This window comes from Psychrobacter sp. 1U2, assembly GCF_051847575.1.
Genome location: NZ_JBPYDC010001211.1, coordinates 1 through 666, shown reverse-complemented (window position 1 = coordinate 666; position 666 = coordinate 1). Strand labels below are relative to the sequence as shown.

The window sequence follows — 666 nt, the reverse complement described above, 5'->3', positions numbered from 1 at the left end:
CGACGACTACACGATGCTGTTTACCACCACTTTTGATTACTGCGTACATTGTCTGACTCCGTTTAACCCGTGTGCCGTGGCTGATATCATACCAACGCTTCGACGACGAACACGACAGGGAAAAATTAAAGGCAAGATTTTACGGCTTTTTGCTCATAAAAGCAAGCCACCTATCTTGTTTTTGAAAGTTGGTGATATTTACTCAATGTCTTGGTACTGTGTATTTTGACAATGAGCTGACCAATTTATGTAAGCAAAAATTTTACAAAATAAACCGTATTAGCAATTATGCCAACGATTAGTTTAAGCTTAAGTACCACTATTATAACTTATACAATCAGTAACTTACAATGCATTATTAACACCCGCTTTACTTTAACTACCGATTTGATAATGTAGCTATGTTACTATAAGCATGCTGATAGTGTTATAAGAGACGGCTATCAAACGATTTTTTCTATCTTCTATTAATATGACTATTTACTATGACGACCACCTCTTTATCGAACACCTTAACCACCTCTTTATCTGCCCCAAGTTATGCCGATATTCAAAGTATCGTTGTTGATGACTTTGAGATCATGGATAAACAGGTGTTTGGCAGTCTTAATTCAAAAGTACAGCTTGTTATGAGCGTCTCCCAGCATGTGATCAATGCAGGTGGCA

The 666-nt window shown here is 37.2% G+C and carries 1 pseudogene; it reads left to right on the top strand.

Annotated elements, in window-relative coordinates:
• Positions 1–485: 485 nt before the first annotated feature.
• Positions 486–666, top strand: a pseudogene (locus tag ACS8FD_RS21255) (polyprenyl synthetase family protein); the annotation flags it as partial.